General features: G+C 73.8%; 13 protein-coding genes and 1 pseudogene. 12 read left to right on the top strand and 2 right to left on the bottom strand.

The window, feature by feature from the left end; genetic code table 11:
• Positions 1 to 47: 47 nt before the first annotated feature.
• A pseudogene (locus tag QQK22_RS13795) lies at positions 48 to 311 on the bottom strand (DDE-type integrase/transposase/recombinase); the annotation flags it as partial.
• A 156-nt stretch (positions 312 to 467) separates the two neighbouring features.
• Between QQK22_RS13795 and glnT the strand changes: the two are divergent.
• From glnT to QQK22_RS13735, 12 genes are all read left to right on the top strand, one after another.
• Positions 468 to 1,844: a type III glutamate--ammonia ligase gene (gene glnT / locus QQK22_RS13790; protein WP_284251524.1), complete on the top strand. Its 1,377-nt coding sequence runs from the start codon at positions 468 to 470 to the stop codon at positions 1,842 to 1,844.
• A 66-nt stretch (positions 1,845 to 1,910) separates the two neighbouring features.
• Complete coding sequence (locus QQK22_RS13785) at positions 1,911 to 2,990, top strand: alpha/beta fold hydrolase (RefSeq protein WP_284251523.1); 1,080 nt, start codon at positions 1,911 to 1,913, stop codon at positions 2,988 to 2,990.
• Positions 2,987 to 4,021 (top strand): D-2-hydroxyacid dehydrogenase, encoded by a 1,035-nt coding sequence (locus QQK22_RS13780; RefSeq protein ID WP_284251522.1) that lies wholly within the window; start codon positions 2,987 to 2,989, stop codon positions 4,019 to 4,021. Before QQK22_RS13785 ends, QQK22_RS13780 begins: the two co-directional genes overlap by 4 nt.
• 13 nt (positions 4,022 to 4,034) lie before the next feature.
• Positions 4,035 to 4,958 (top strand): NAD(P)-dependent oxidoreductase, encoded by a 924-nt coding sequence (locus QQK22_RS13775; RefSeq protein WP_284251521.1) that lies wholly within the window; start codon positions 4,035 to 4,037, stop codon positions 4,956 to 4,958.
• On the top strand, positions 4,955 to 6,049 hold the full coding sequence (locus QQK22_RS13770; protein ID WP_284251519.1) for an FAD-dependent oxidoreductase: 1,095 nt from the start codon (positions 4,955 to 4,957) through the stop codon (positions 6,047 to 6,049). The genes QQK22_RS13775 and QQK22_RS13770 overlap by 4 nt, the downstream gene beginning before the upstream one ends.
• Entirely contained in the window at positions 6,046 to 6,858 is an 813-nt protein-coding gene (locus QQK22_RS13765) for an ABC transporter permease (RefSeq protein ID WP_284251518.1), read from the top strand. The genes QQK22_RS13770 and QQK22_RS13765 overlap by 4 nt, the downstream gene beginning before the upstream one ends.
• Entirely contained in the window at positions 6,855 to 7,796 is a 942-nt protein-coding gene (locus QQK22_RS13760) for an ABC transporter permease (protein ID WP_284251517.1), read from the top strand. Before QQK22_RS13765 ends, QQK22_RS13760 begins: the two co-directional genes overlap by 4 nt.
• Positions 7,797 to 7,899: 103 nt before the next feature.
• Positions 7,900 to 8,628 carry an ABC transporter ATP-binding protein gene (locus QQK22_RS13755; protein WP_348525650.1) on the top strand — a complete coding sequence of 243 codons (729 nt, stop codon included), beginning with the start codon at positions 7,900 to 7,902 and terminating at the stop codon, positions 8,626 to 8,628.
• Between the two features lie 129 nt (positions 8,629 to 8,757).
• Positions 8,758 to 9,753 carry an ABC transporter substrate-binding protein gene (locus QQK22_RS13750; RefSeq protein ID WP_284251516.1) on the top strand — a complete coding sequence of 332 codons (996 nt, stop codon included), beginning with the start codon at positions 8,758 to 8,760 and terminating at the stop codon, positions 9,751 to 9,753.
• 100 nt (positions 9,754 to 9,853) lie between these two features.
• Positions 9,854 to 10,546, top strand: a complete 693-nt coding sequence (locus tag QQK22_RS13745) for a TetR/AcrR family transcriptional regulator (protein WP_284251515.1) — start codon at positions 9,854 to 9,856, stop codon at positions 10,544 to 10,546.
• A gap of 72 nt (positions 10,547 to 10,618) precedes the next feature.
• A complete protein-coding gene (locus QQK22_RS13740) occupies positions 10,619 to 11,029 on the top strand; it encodes an acyl-CoA thioesterase (RefSeq protein ID WP_284251514.1) in 411 nt (136 codons plus the stop codon).
• Positions 11,030 to 11,244: 215 nt separating this feature from the next.
• Positions 11,245 to 11,715: a YybH family protein gene (locus tag QQK22_RS13735; RefSeq protein ID WP_284251513.1), complete on the top strand. Its 471-nt coding sequence runs from the start codon at positions 11,245 to 11,247 to the stop codon at positions 11,713 to 11,715.
• Positions 11,716 to 12,025: 310 nt separating this feature from the next.
• On the opposite strand, the gene QQK22_RS13730 is transcribed toward QQK22_RS13735, so the two are convergent.
• Positions 12,026 to 12,679 (bottom strand): MarR family winged helix-turn-helix transcriptional regulator, encoded by a 654-nt coding sequence (locus tag QQK22_RS13730; RefSeq protein WP_284251512.1) that lies wholly within the window; start codon positions 12,677 to 12,679, stop codon positions 12,026 to 12,028.
• Between the last annotated feature and the right edge of the window lie 22 nt (positions 12,680 to 12,701).

The following is a 12,701-nucleotide window of genomic DNA, read 5'->3' as shown; positions in this document are numbered from 1 at the left end:
ACATGTCCAACCAGCCTGCCGGTGATGGCCGCGCTCTCGTCGCGGCGACCATCGCGTTTCTCGGCCAGCGCGTTGTCGTAGGAATCGCCGACCGTCCCGATCGAAGAGGTTGCCCCGATCTCGGCGAGTCGCTCGCCGTAGCGCAGACTCGTGAATTGAGACCCGGCATCGCTTTGACACCGCAGCCCCGCCAGGTCCGTGCCGCGAGACCAACGTGCCATCTCGATCGCGCCCAGCACGGTCTCGGTCCGCATCGTCAGCGCTGCCCGCCAGCCCACGATCATCCGAGAGTAGACGTCGATGATGAAGCAGCAGGGTGTTCACTCACGGCCAGTAGAGGTGGATCCTCCCGCGCCGTAGTCGTCCCGGCCAACGGTCACACACCCGAAACAGACCCGTCGCCCAGGGGAAACCTCCCGCTCCTACGGTTTCGATAAGTCGTTGAAACCTAGGAGGAACGCAGTCCGATGACGCTCACCGATCCCCGCACCGATGCGCTCCCCGCCACCCGCGCGGCCACCCTGTCCGACCGGCTGACGGACGCCGGCGTGCGCTTCGCCATCGCCGGCTACACCGACCTGCACGGCAACCTCAAGGGCAAGATGGTGCCCGTCTCCCACACCGAGCAGATGGCCGCGGGCTCCGAGCTCTTCACCGGCGCCGCGCTCGACGGCCTGCCGCAGGAGGTCAACGAGGAGGAGCTCTCCGCCGTCCCCGACCTGGACCGCGGCGTGATCCTCCCGTGGCGCCGCGACGTCGCCATGTACCTGTCCGAGCTGCGCGTGGGCGGCGAGCCGTTCGAGGCCTCGACCCGCAACGTGCTCGCCCGGCAGGTGGCCGCGGCCGCCGAGCTCGGCCTCACCTTCAACCTCGGCGTCGAGACCGAGTTCTTCGTGCTGCGCGAGGGCACCACGCCGACGGACAACGTCAGCGACCGCGACGTGCTCGACAAGCCCTGCTACACGATCCCCGCGCTGCTGGACAACCTCGACTGGGTCGGCGAGCTCGTCGACCACATGAACGAGCTCGGCTGGGACGTCTACTCCTTCGACCACGAGGACGCCCAGGGACAGTTCGAGATCGACTTCGCCTACGCCGACGGCATGACGATGGCCGACCGCGTGGTCCTCTTCCGCACCATGGCGGGCGAGGTCGCCCGCCGCCACGGCGCGTACGCGACCTTCATGCCCAAGCCCTTCGCCGACCGCAGCGGCTCCGGCGCCCACTTCAACATGTCGCTCGCCGACGTCGCCGGCGCCAACCTCTTCGAGAGCGACGACGACCCCCGCGGCGCCGGCCTCAGCGAGCTCGGCTACCACTTCGCCGCCGGCATCGTGAAGCACGCCGCGGCCATCTGCGCCGTCATCGCCCCCACCGTCAACAGCTACAAGCGCCTCGTGCGCCAGGGCAGCATGTCCGGCTCCACCTGGGCCCCGATCTTCGCCAGCGCGGGCAACAACAACCGCACCAACATGCTCCGCATCCCGCTCGGCGGCGGACGCGTGGAGTGCCGCGCCGTCGACTCGGCCTGCAACCCCCACCTCGCCGCCGCCATGCTGCTCGCCGCCGGGCTCGAGGGCGTGCGCGAGAAGGCCGAGCTCGCGAGCTTCCACACCGAGAACCTGCACGCGATCGACCCGAGCGAGTACGCCGAGCGCGGCCTCGTCGTGCTCCCGCGCACCCTCGAGGAGGCCGTCGACGCGTTCGAGGCCGACCCGCTGGCCGCCCAGGTCTGTGGCGACGCGCTCCACGCCTCCTTCATCGAGTACAAGCGCGACGAGTGGGCCTCCTACACGACGGCCGTCACCGACTGGGAGATGAACCGCTACCTGCGGTTCTTCTGAGCGACCCGAACGAGCGGCACCGACGAGCGACGCACTGAGACCCACGGGGACGGACGGAGGCGAGCGATGACCACCACGGCAACAACCACCAGCACGACGGCGACGGCGCGCCCCGCCCTCCGGCACGCGCCGCTCGGCGACCTCACCCTCGTCTCGGGCGAGGTGCTGCTCGGCGTGCAGGTGGCCCACCGGATCCACGGCGACCTCGCCGCCGGCCGGCCCGTCGTGGTGCTCCCGACCTACTACACCGGGTCCACCACCAGCTACGACCCGTGGATCGGGCCGGGGCGGCCGCTCGATCCCGCCCGCTGCACGGTGGTCGTCGTGGGGCACCTCGGGGGCGGCGAGTCCACCTCGCCGTCGACCACGCCGGCCACCGCCCGCTTCCCGCGCCTCGACGTCCGCGACACCGTCGCGGCCACCGAGCTCTTGCTGGACCACCTCGGCGTCGACCGCGTCGCCCTCGTGGCTGGCTGGTCCCTCGCCGGGGTGCAGGCGCTCGAGCTCGCCGCGCGCTGGGGCGAGCGCGTGGACGCGGTGCTGGCCCTGTGCTCGGCGGCGCGGTGCTCGCCGGCCAACCGGCTCTTCCTCGAGTCGGTCGGGGCCGTGCTGGCCTCCGACGGCCGCGTCGTCGACAGCCACCCCACCGACCCCACCCACCCCTCGCCCGCGCGCCCCGAGGGCCGGGACGCGTTCGGCCGCGCGTACTGCGGCTGGGCCTGGAGCGAGGCCTTCCTCGACGACGAGCTGTACCGCGAGCTCGGGTACGACGACGTCACGGACCTCGTCGCCGCCTGGGGCCGCGACCACACCGCGCACGACGCCGACGACCTCCTCGTCACTCTGCGGATGTGGCACGCCGCCGACCTCGGCCGCGGCCGTGGCGGCCTCGCACCCGCCCTGGCCTCGATCACCGCCCGCACCCTCCTCGTGCCGGGCACCACCGACCGCTACTTCACGCTCGCCGAGAACAAGCGCGAGGCGGCCCACCTGCCCCGCGGCGAGCTGCGCCCCCTGGACTCCCCGCTCGGCCACGTCGCCGGCCGCCCCGGGGTCCGCGCCGCGGAGCAGGACCTCGTCGACCACGCCCTGCGCACGCTGCTGGGCACCCCCGCACCATCCCGTGAGAAGGAGACATCCCGATGACCCTCGACGTCGTGGTCGCCGGACTGCCCAAGGCGGTCCAGGACGCGACCGACCCCGACCGCGGGCTGTGGCTCACGCCGTCGCAGCGCGAGCGCATCCTCGCCGCCGCGCCCGACGTCCGGCTGGAGCACCTGCCGGTCGACGATCTCGACGCCGGCCGCGGACCCGAGCGCGCACCCCACGCGATCATGGTGGAGACCTCGGGCAGCAAGAGCGCGCTCGACGTCGAGCAGGGGATCCTGACGCGGCGCGGCCTCGACCTGCTCCTCACCCCCGAGCTCCGGCTGCTGCAGTCCATGAGCGCCGGCGCCGAGCACCTCGTGGGGATCATGCCCCCGGGCGTCCCGCTCGCCAACGCCTCGGGCGTCTCCGCCCCCGCGATCGCCGAGACGGTCGTGGCCGGCATCCTCGCCGACGCCAAGATGACGCGCGAGCGCTGGGAGCACCAGGCCGCGCACCGGTGGGTCGAGCTCCCCGCCCGCGAGCTCGCCGGCGCGGTCCTGACCGTGCTGGGCACCGGCAACATCGGCACCACGACGGCGCGCATCGCCACCGCGCTCGGCATGCGCACGATCGGGGTCAACCGGCGCGGGAACCCGGTCGAGACCTTCGACCGCACCGTGCCGACGGCGCAGCTGCACGAGGTGCTCGCCGAGACCGACTACCTCCTCGTCGCCGCACCGCTCACCCCCGCCACCCGCGGGCTGGTGGACGCGGGCACGCTCGCGGCGATGAAGCCCGGCGGCTGGATCGCGAACGTCGCCCGCGGCGCGATCGTCGACGCCGACGCGCTCGTCGCGGCGCTGCACTCCGGCCACCTGCGCGGCGCGCTCATCGACTGCCACGTCACCGAGCCGCTGCCCGCCGACGACCCGCTCTGGGACGCACCCGGCGCGCAGGTCCTCCCGCACGACTCCCACGCCTCCCAGCTCCTCGGCGAGCGCCAGGTCGACCTCTTCGTCGACAACCTCGGCCGCCTCGCGCGCGGCGAGGAGCTGCGCAACGTCGTCGACCTCGACCGCGGCTACTGACAGGAGAGAGCACATGCGTATCGGATTCATCGGACTCGGGGTGATGGGCCGCCCCATGGCCGGGCACCTCCTGGCCGCGGGCCACGAGGTGGTCTGCTGGAACCGCTCCGCCCCGGCGGTGGAGTCGCTGGTCGCGGACGGCGCCGTCGCCGCGGCCGACGCCGCCGAGGTCGGGCGGGCGTGCGACGTCGTCGTGACCGTGCTGCCCGACGCGCCGCAGGTGCGCGAGGTGCTGCTCGGGGTCGACGGCGCCGGCGGTGTCGCCGGGGCGATGGCCCCCGGCGGCCTCGTGATCGACTGCAGCACGATCGCGCCCGACGCCGCCGTCGACATCGCCGCGCAGCTGCGCGAGCGCGGCCTCGAGCTCGTGGACGCGCCCGTCAGCGGGGGCGAGGTCGGCGCCGTCGCGGGCCGGCTGGCCGTGATGCTCGGCGGCGAGCCGGTGGCCGTGGGCCGCGCGATCGACGTCGTCGCCCCGTTCTCCGCCACGACGGCGCACGTCGGCCCGCCCGGGTCCGGCCAGCGGGTGAAGGCGGCCAACCAGATGATCGTGGCCGGCAACATCGCGATCCTCGCCGAGGCCGTGCTCCTGCTGGAGCGGTCGGGGGCCGACGTCGAGGCCGCGCTCCGCGTGATCGGCGGTGGCCTGGCCACCAGCCGGGTGCTGGAGAACAAGGCCGCCGGCATGGTGGCGCGCGACTTCACCCCCGGGTTCCGGATCGACCTGCACCACAAGGACCTCGGCATCGCCCTCGGCGCCGCGCAGGCGGCGGGCATCGCCGTCCCGGTTACGGGCCTGGTGGCCCAGCTCGTGCAGTCGCTGCGGGCGGCGGGCGACGGTTCGCTCGACCACTCGGCCCTGCTGCGCGCGCTCGAGCGCCTCAGCGGTGGCGACCCGCGCACGGTCGGCCAGGCCGACGAGGAGGCCGCGGCATGAGGCGCGCACTGATCTGCGGGGCCGGCGTCGCCGGCCTGGGCGCGGCGCTGCAGCTCAAGCAGGACGGCTGGCAGGTGCGCCTGTTCGAGCGCGAGCCCGAGCTGCGCACGGCCGGCGTGGGCCTCAACATCTGGCCCAACGGCGTACGGGTGCTGCAGGGGCTCGGGCTGGGGGAGCGGTTCCTGGCCGAGGCCGCCACGATGAACCGCTGGTGGGCCCTGGACAGCGACGGCGCGATCACCTCCGACGTCGACGTCAGCGGGTGGGCCCGCGAGCTGGGCGCCCCGATCACGGGCGCGCGCCGCCGCCGGCTGAACGCGCTGCTCGCCTCGGGGCTCACCACCGAGGAGCTCGCGCTCGGCCACCACGTGGAGCGCTACGAGCAGACCGACGACGGCGTGACCGTGCACCTCGCGGGCGGCGGCACCGAGACCGGCGACCTGCTCCTGGCCACGGACGGCATCGGCTCGCGGCTGCGCAACCAGATGCTCGGCGGCCCGCCGGTCTTCACCGACGAGGGCTACTGGCGCTGGCGCGGCGTGTTCGCGTGCGCCGACGCCGGGGTCCCCACCGACGTCCAGGCCGACGTCTACGGACCGCAGGGCCACTTCGGCTGGATCCCGATCGACGACACGCACGCCTACTGGTACGGCACGCTCGCCGGGCACACCACGCTCGAGGAGGTCACCCGGACCTACGGCGGCTGGACCCGCACACCCGTCCCGGCGATCATCGCCGCCTCGCAGCCCGACTCGCTCATCGGGCGCGAGATCGCGCACTACGCCGAGCATCTCGACCGCTGGGTGGACGGCCGGGTCGCGCTCATCGGCGACGCCGCCCACCCGATGTACCCCGGCATGGCGCAGGGGGCCAACCAGGCCCTGATCGACGGCGAGGTCCTGGCCGCCTGCCTGCGCGAGACCCCGGACGTGCCCGCCGCGCTCCGCGAGCTCGAGCGCCGTCGGACCGGGCCCGCCCACCGCATGGTCGAGTACTCGCGCCTGCACTTCGACTTCCCGACGACGCGGACGCAGTACGCGAGCAGCGGCACGAACCTGCAGATCGAGCGCTACCTCGAGGCGGCGTCGTGACCGCCGTGGCGGCGTCCGTCGCCCCGCGCCGGCGGGTGCGCCGCGACGGCTCGCGCGCGTTCGTGCGGCCCGCGCTCGCCGTCGCCGGCCTGCTGCTGGCGCAGGAGGTGGCGACCCGGACGGGCGTGCTGCCCGCCTCCTACTTCCCGCCCGTCAGCGAGATCGCGACGGCGCTCGCCGCCGAGGTCACCGGCGGTCGCCTCCTGCAGGCGCTCGGCGCCACGGTCCTGACGTGGTGGGGCGCGCTCGCGCTCGCGCTGGGGCTGGGCACCGCCGTCGGCACGCTCCTGGGGCTGCTGCCGCCGCTGGAGGCGCTGCTGCGGCCGGTCATCGAGTTCCTGCGGCCGGTCCCGTCGGTGGCGCTCATCCCGCTCGTGGTGCTGACGATCGGCACGGGATCGCGCTCGGCGCTGTTCCTGGCGGTGTTCGCGGCGTTCTGGCAGGTGCTGGTCCCGGTGGTCGCCGGGATCCGCTCGGCGCCGCCGATCGCGCTCGACACGGCCCGGGTCTTCGGGCTCGGGACGCTCCAGCGCATCCGCTGGATCCAGCTCCCCAGCATGCTGCCGCAGCTGATGACGGCGGCGCGGCTGGCCACCTCCACCAGCCTCATCCTCGTGGTGACGGCCGAGATCATCATCCAGATGCCCGGCCTCGGCTCGGAGATCACCATCGCCCGCACGGCGGGCAACCCGGCCCGGATGTACGCCTACATCGCGGTCAGCGGTATGGCGGGCATCGCGCTCAACGCCGCGGTCGGCGCGATCACGCGCCGCGTCAACGCCGCACACGGACAGGACGGAACCCGATGATCGCGACGACCGGCTCGAACGCCTCCACCGCTTCGTCCGCCCGGACCGGAGCCGGCGCCTCCGCCGTCGACCCCCGACGCGCGACCACTCCGGCCGGCTCAGACGCTGCGACCGACACCCGGTCCGCCCGTACCCGGCGCGCCGCGCGCGCGTCCGGCGCCGTCGCCCGGCTCTCGACGCCGCGGGCGCGCGGCGTGCTCGCGACGATCGGCGGCGCCGGCGCGCTGGCCGCGTGGTTCCTGCTCTCGGCGAGCAGCGAGAACGTCTACTTCCCGCCGCTCGCGACGATCCTCGAGCGCGCCTGGACCTACTGGCCGACGGCGGAGGGGCTCGGCCACCTCGGCGCGAGTCTGCGCACCCTGGGCGCCGGCCTCGGGATCGGCGTCGCGCTCGGCCTGCTGCTGGGGCTGCTGCTCGGCCAGTCCCGCGCCGTCGAGCAGACCGTCTCGCCCGCGCTGGAGTTCGCGCGCGCCGTGCCCGCGACGGCGCTGATCCCGTTCGCGATGATGATCTTCGGCGTCGGGGACGAGATGAAGGTGTTCCTCATCGCGCTCGGGTGCCTGTGGCCCGTGCTCCTGAACACGGCCGACGGCGTGCGCCGCCGCGACCGCACGCTCACCGACTCCGCGCGCGCCTTCCGGATCACCGGGGTGCAGCGGCAGGCGTACGTCGTGCTCCCCGCCGCGCTGCCGCGGGCCCTCGTGGGGGTGCGGCTCGCGATCCCGCTCGCGCTGATCCTCATGGTGACCAGCGAGATGGTCGGCGCCCAGCGCGGTCTCGGGTTCGTCATCACCCAGGCGCAGGCGACGTTCCAGCTCGTCTCGATGTGGTCGGGGATCGTCGTGCTCGGCCTGCTGGGCCTCGCGCTCACGTCCGCCTGGGCGGTGCTGGAGCGCTCGCTCCTGCGCTGGTGCGACCCCCGACCCGGGCAGCACTGACCCCTCGTCCCACCTCACCACCCGTTCTCCACCCACCCACCAGGGAGCTCCGCGTGCTGACCGTCACCGATCTCGAGAAGACCTATCCGACGCGTTCCGGAGGATTCACCGCCGTCGCCGGGATGTCGTTCACCGTGCAGGAGGGGAGCTGTTCAGCATCGTCGGCCCCTCCGGGGCGGGCAAGACCACGCTGCTGCGCTGCATCTCGGGCCTCGACCCCGTCACCGGCGGCGGGGTGTTCTTCCGCGGCCGCCGGATCGAGGGGCCGCCGCCGGAGTTCGCCGTCGTCTTCCAGGACTACGCCCGCTCGCTGCTGCCCTGGGTCACCGTGGCCAGGAACGTCGAGCTGCCCCTGATGAAGAAGGGGAGCGACCCGGCCGAGCGGCGCGAGCGCGTGGCGCGGGCGCTCGCGGAGGTGGGGCTCGGCGACGCCGCGGAGAAGAAGCCGTTCCAGCTCTCCGGCGGTATGCAGCAGCGCGTCGCGATCGCCCGCGCCATCGCCTACCGCCCCGCGGTGCTGATCATGGACGAGCCGTTCGCCTCCGTCGACGCCCAGACCCGCGCCGACCTCGAGGACCTCCTGCTGCGCGTGCGCGAGGAGACCGGCACGACGATCGTGTTCGTCACCCACGACGTCGACGAGTCCGTCTACCTCAGCAACCGCGTCGCCACCGTCACGCGCTCGCCCAGCCGCATCGCCGAGATCGTCGACATCGACCTGCCCGACCAGCGCGACCAGATCACCACGAAGTCGCTGCCCCGGTTCGCCGAGCTCCGCGCCCACGTGTTCGGCCGCATCCGCGACATGGTGCGCGACGCCGACGCCGCCTGACCCCGATCCTGTCCACCCGCCCCGGTTCACCCGTCCCACCCCGCTGCACCCGCCCCGCCCCCGCTCCACCCGCCTGTTCCGCCCCCCGCCCCACCCACCCCGCACCTCCCTTTCGCCCCGAGGAGAGTCATGTCCCACCACCCCCGCACCCGCGTCGCGCTCGGTCTGCTGATGGCCGGATCCCTGACCGCCGTGGCGGCCTGCAGCGGCGGCGCCGACTCGGCCGCCGGATCCGCCGGCGCCGACGGCGAGCTCACCCCCGTCAGCATCGGCACGATCCCCGCGATCCTGAGCGCGCCGCTGTTCGTCGGCATCGAGGAGGGGATCTTCGAGGAGCACGGGCTCGACGTCGAGGTGAACTTCGCCGACGGCGGCGCGGCCGTCATCCCGAGCGTGCTGAGCGGCGAGAACCAGTTCGGCTACTCCAACACCGTCAGCCTGCTCGCCGCGTTCGGCGAGGGCCTCCCGCTCAGCCTCGCGCACTCGGCGTGGGCGCCCCACGGCGAGCTCGAGCTCGACGACCACGCGGTGCTCGTGCTCCCGGACTCGGGGATCACCGAGCCGGCCGACCTCGAGGGCAAGAACATCGCCGTCAACACGCTGCAGAACATCGGCGAGGTCCACATCCGCCAGGTCTTCGAGAACCTCGACCTGGACGCCGACACGCTCTCGTGGACGCAGCTGCCGTTCGCCGACATGAGCGAGGCGCTGCGCCGGGGCGACGTCGACGCGATCTGGGTCTCGGAGCCGTTCGTCGCCCCCGCGCTCGAGGAGGGCTGGGTCCGCGTCATCTCACCGGGCGCGCAGTCCTTCCCCGAGGAGGTCAGCGGCTACTACACGACGTCGCGCCAGTTCGCCGAGAGCGACCCCGAGGTGGTCGCCGCGTTCCGCGAGGCGATGGCCGAGGTGAACGAGTTCGCGGAGGAGAACCCCGAGCTCGTGCGCGAGGCGGCCACCTCGCAGATGGGGATCGACGCGGATGTCGCCGCCGTCGTCAACCTCCCGATGTTCCCCAACGACCTCGACACCCAGCCGCTGCAGGACTACGCGGCCGCGGCGGTGCGGTTCGGGATCCTCGCGGGCGAGCCCGAGGACTACGACGCGCTGATCGCGCCGTCGAGCTGAGGCTCGTGAGGCCCCGACGGGTCCCGGCGCCGGCCGCAGCTCACCGGCACCGGGAGCCGTCGGGGCTCGGGCGCGCCACCGTCGTCGTTACCATCGCAGGATGGTGAGCACCCCCTCGGCCGGTGGGCGCCCGCGCCGCAGCGGGGTCGTCACGGACGACCCCCGGACCGGGATCGTGACGGCGGCCGCCGCGCTCTTCGCCCGCCAGGGCTTCCACGCCACGCGCATGAGCCAGATCGCCGGCGCCGCGGGGCTGCGGCAGTCCTCGATCTACTACTGGTTCCGCTCGAAGGACGAGATCCTCCGCTCGATCATGGACCAGAACCGGTGGTCGCTGACGGCGGCCCGGGCGCTCCTGGCGGAGAGCGAGGCCGCGGCGGTGCGGCTCTACGTCGTGCTGTACCTCGACGTCGTTCAGATGTGCTCGGCGCCGCTGAACTTCTACAGCCTCGAGGAGGCGGCGGTCGACCAGCCCGACGTCTTCGAGGACTTCCACGTCGCCTACGCGGAGCTCACGCAGGCGCTCGCCGAGATCGTCGCCGCCGGCGTCGAGGGCGGGGATCTGCAGCCGGTCGAGCCGGCTGAGTTCGTCAGCACGGCGCTGAGCCTGAACGAGGGCGTGCAGTACCGCTTCCACGCGAGCGGGGGCGAGGCGGAGGACGTCGGGCGGGTGGCGGACTCCGCCGCGACGATGGCGGTGCGCTCGCTGCTGCCGCCGGGGGTCGACGTCGCGGGGGTGCGCCGGCTCGCCCGCGAGGGTGTCGGCGGGTTCCGGGCGGTGGTGCCGGCGTGAGCGGCGGTGCTGGCGTCGAGCCAGTGGGCCCGGGGAGTCCGTGGGCCCGGGGAGCGGCGCGCGCGCATCGAGATGCCGGTCCGGTGGTCCGACGTCGACCTGTTCGGCCACGTCAACAACGCCGCCTTCCTGCGGTTCCTCGACGACGCGCGGTTCGCGACCTTCCCGCGGATGGGCGTGGACGTGGCGGGCGTCGTCACGGACGCGGTGCTCGTCGTCGTCAAGCACGAGATCGACTACCTCGCGGCGGTGCCGTTCACGTCCGACCCCGTGACCGTGGAGGTGTGGGTGTCGCGGATCGGGACGTCGTCGGTGGACTTCGGCTACGAGGTGCGGGCGAGCGCGGGGACGCCGCTGCTGCGCGCGTGCTCGCGGATGGTGCAGGTCGACCGGGGCTCGGGCCGGCCGCGCGCGTTCTCCGACGCCGAGCGCGCCGACTTCTCGCGCTACCGCGACGACGCCCCGACCCTGCGCCCCTGGTGACCGCGAGAGCTTTGCTGACGTACCCCGAGAGGTTTGCCGACCCTCCGCGATGAGGCTGACTGTCGTTCGCGAGAGCTTTCCTGACGTACCTCGAGAGCTCTGCCGACGTACGCCGAGAGGATCGCCGTCGTGCCGGCGACCGATGGTCCACCGATGAGTTGCCGGGCCCGGGGCGGTCATCACCTCGACCGCACCACGATCCACCGGAGGTTGCCATGACCAGCACGCACTCCCGCGACGACGTCGCCCGCGCCGTCGACGGCTTCGCCCGCACCTACGGCCAGGCCGCCGCCGCGCACGACCTCGAGGCGTTCCTCGCGCTGTACGACGACGCCGTCGTGGTGCACGACTCGATGGTCGTCGAGGCGATCGACGGGATCACCGCGTGGCGCGAGCAGGTGGCGATGTGGTTCGCCAGCATCGCCGACGGCGATCGCAACGTGGCGGACGTGGCGGACCTGGCGATCTGGTCGGAGGGCGATCTCGCGACGGCGACCGGCCGCGTCCGCTACGCGATCGTAGAGCCCGACGGCTCCGAGCGCTACGGGATGTGGAACCGGCTGACGTGGGTGCTGCGGCGCACCGGCGCGGGGGAGGGCGGGGCGGACGACGGCGGGTGGCGCATCGTCCACGAGCACACCTCGGTCCCGCTGGACCCGGGGACGATGACGCCGCAGCTCGGCTGAGAGGCGCCCGGCCGCTGCTCGGACCCCGCTCGTGGGGAAGTTCCGGACGGCCGAGACGTCCGGAAGTTCCCCACGAGAGCTGAGGCGGTCACGTCGTGTCGACGGGCTGGGCCCGGACGCGCGGGTCGTCCATGAGCGCTTCGCTCGAGGCCATCGCCCGTCCCTGCCGGGCCTCTCGCGGGGACGTGACGCAGGCCTGAGCCTGCGACATTTCCCCACGAGCCGCGCCGCGGGTCGGTCCGCCGGCGTCGTGGGGAAGATTTAGACAGCCAGGGCGTCTGAAAGTTCCCCGCGAGGCAACGCTGGGCGATCAGTCGTGGTGCACGAGCCGGTCCAGGAGTGCCGCGAGCTGACGGCGCTCGGCGTCGTCGAGCGGCGTCAGGAAGCGGTGGGCCGCCTCGGTCCACGAGCGCTCGACGGCGCCGTGCTCCGCCAGGCCAGCCTCGGTGGGCACCACCTCGATGGCCCGACGGTCGGCCACGCTCGGGCGGCGCTCCACCAGGCCGCGCGCGGCCAGCCGGTCCACGACCTCGGTGGCCGAGCGGGGGGCGATGCGCAGCGCCGTCGCGATGTCGGCCAGGCGTGGGGCGTCCGACGGCGCGCGCCCACCCTGCTCGGCGGACCTGTGCGACGGCGCCCCGGTGCCCGTCGGCCCGGCTGCCTCCTCCTCGAGTGCCGTCCCGCTCGCTGCCCCGCCCGACGGCGCAGGGTCGCCCGCCCCGCCGTCGTGCCCGTGCTCGTGCTCGTGCCCGAGTCCACCCGGGTGCCTCCCGCCGCAGGAGCGCACCACCACCCGCAGCGCGCGCGACTCGTGCGGGGTGAGGTCGTGCGCCGCGAGGCCCTCGCCCCACGTGCGGCGCAGCGCGCGGGCGGCCTCGAGGACGAGGTCGGCCTCGGGGACGCCGGTGCGCGCGAAGCCGGCAGGCCTCGCCGGCGGCCGGGAGGCCCCGTCGGGAGATGTCATGCGGCCCACACTACCGGTGATA

Source organism: Litorihabitans aurantiacus (assembly GCF_030161595.1).
Lineage (GTDB): Bacteria > Actinomycetota > Actinomycetes > Actinomycetales > Beutenbergiaceae > Litorihabitans > Litorihabitans aurantiacus.
The sequence above is the reverse complement of the archived record's forward strand: the minus strand, read 5'-3'. Positions and strand labels throughout refer to the sequence as shown.

What these genes read in the sequence shown, in the direction of transcription:
- QQK22_RS13785 (WP_284251523.1), top strand. Translation starts at nt 1,911, where the DNA reads ATGACCACCACGGCAACAACCACCAGCACGACGGCGACGGCGCGCCCC.
- QQK22_RS13735 (WP_284251513.1), top strand. Translation starts at nt 11,245, where the DNA reads ATGACCAGCACGCACTCCCGCGACGACGTCGCCCGCGCCGTCGACGGC.
- QQK22_RS13750 (WP_284251516.1), top strand. Translation starts at nt 8,758, where the DNA reads ATGTCCCACCACCCCCGCACCCGCGTCGCGCTCGGTCTGCTGATGGCC.
- QQK22_RS13780 (WP_284251522.1), top strand. Translation starts at nt 2,987, where the DNA reads ATGACCCTCGACGTCGTGGTCGCCGGACTGCCCAAGGCGGTCCAGGAC.
- QQK22_RS13760 (WP_284251517.1), top strand. Translation starts at nt 6,855, where the DNA reads ATGATCGCGACGACCGGCTCGAACGCCTCCACCGCTTCGTCCGCCCGG.
- QQK22_RS13745 (WP_284251515.1), top strand. Translation starts at nt 9,854, where the DNA reads ATGGTGAGCACCCCCTCGGCCGGTGGGCGCCCGCGCCGCAGCGGGGTC.
- QQK22_RS13770 (WP_284251519.1), top strand. Translation starts at nt 4,955, where the DNA reads ATGAGGCGCGCACTGATCTGCGGGGCCGGCGTCGCCGGCCTGGGCGCG.
- glnT (WP_284251524.1), top strand. Translation starts at nt 468, where the DNA reads ATGACGCTCACCGATCCCCGCACCGATGCGCTCCCCGCCACCCGCGCG.
- QQK22_RS13730 (WP_284251512.1), bottom strand. Translation starts at nt 12,679, where the DNA reads ATGACATCTCCCGACGGGGCCTCCCGGCCGCCGGCGAGGCCTGCCGGC.
- QQK22_RS13775 (WP_284251521.1), top strand. Translation starts at nt 4,035, where the DNA reads ATGCGTATCGGATTCATCGGACTCGGGGTGATGGGCCGCCCCATGGCC.
- QQK22_RS13740 (WP_284251514.1), top strand. Translation starts at nt 10,619, where the DNA reads ATGCCGGTCCGGTGGTCCGACGTCGACCTGTTCGGCCACGTCAACAAC.